The organism is Micromonospora sp. NPDC003776, assembly GCF_053605645.1.
Genome location: NZ_JBSGJR010000999.1, coordinates 1 through 1,075, shown reverse-complemented (window position 1 = coordinate 1,075; position 1,075 = coordinate 1). Strand labels below are relative to the sequence as shown.

The window sequence follows — 1,075 nt, the reverse complement described above, 5'->3', positions numbered from 1 at the left end:
GGCCGGAGGCGATCGAGGAGCTGCGCCCCGTGGCCGCGGCGGTCGGGGTGCCGCTGGCCGGCGCCGACTGGGACGGCGCCCCGGCGCACGCCCGCGCGGACCTGGTCATCTCGACCGTGCCGAAGGGGGTCGCCGACCCGCTCGCCGACAACTTCGACTGGCGGCCGGGGTCGGTCTTCTTCGACGCCCTCTACGACCCCTGGCCCACCCCCCTCGCGGCCTCGGCGCTCGCCGCCGGCTGCCGGGTGATCTCCGGCTTGGACCTGCTGCTGGCCCAGGCGGTCGGCCAGTTCACCCAGTTCACCGGGGTGCCCGCCCCGGTCGACGCGATGCGCGCGGCGCTGGCGGCGGCCCGCGGCTGAGCCGCTCCGGGCGCCCGCTGTCCCCGGTCGATACGCTGCCGGGGGAACTCGTCGCCGACCTCAGGGGGAGCCGTGACCGGGCAGCCGCCGTCCCCGGCCGATCGGCCGAGTGCCGGGCGCCGTCGCCGGGCGGTGCTGGTCGGCCTGCTGGCCGTGAGCCTGGTCGCCGGCACGGCCGTGCTGCTGCCCCGGGTCGTCGCCGAGGTGGCGCCGCTCGCGGTGGCCGCCACCGCGGACACCACCGTCACCCAGGTCCCGCAGGACGGTGACAACGGGGTGAAGACCACCCTCGCGAGCTGCCCGCGGCTCTGCGAGGGCAACCCGGACGGGCAGCGCGACGCGGTGCTCGAGTTCAGCGTCCGCGGGCTGCCCCGGGACGCGGTGGACCTGCGCGCCGTGCTGCGCGTGTACGCCTGGCAGCCGTTCGCCTCCCGGGTACGGGCGCACCTCGCCCAGGGCTCCGCCGCCAACGCCGGGGCCTGGGCGCAGCGCCCCGTGCTGGGCCCGGTGCTGGCCACCCGGGAGCGGGTCGAGGAGGGCTTCAACGAGTGGGACGTCTCCGCGGCCGTCACCGGTGACGGCCGGGTGACCCTGGCCCTGACCCAGGAGGACTGGCACCAGCGGATCTACTGGGCCTCGCGGGAGAACGTCCGTGCCGCGCTGCGGCCCGCGCTGGTGGTGAGCTACCGCCGGGAGCCGGGCTCCCCGCCGCG

1 protein-coding gene and 1 pseudogene are annotated in these 1,075 nt (G+C 77.9%); both read left to right on the top strand.

Going from position 1 to position 1,075, the window contains the following annotated elements; translation table 11 throughout:
• Positions 1–362 (top strand): annotated as a pseudogene (locus ACWEVO_RS37055) (shikimate dehydrogenase); the annotation flags it as partial.
• A gap of 72 nt (positions 363–434) precedes the next feature.
• On the top strand, positions 435–1,075 hold a 641-nt coding region (locus tag ACWEVO_RS37050), incomplete at its 3' end, for a CBM96 family carbohydrate-binding protein (RefSeq protein WP_452312028.1).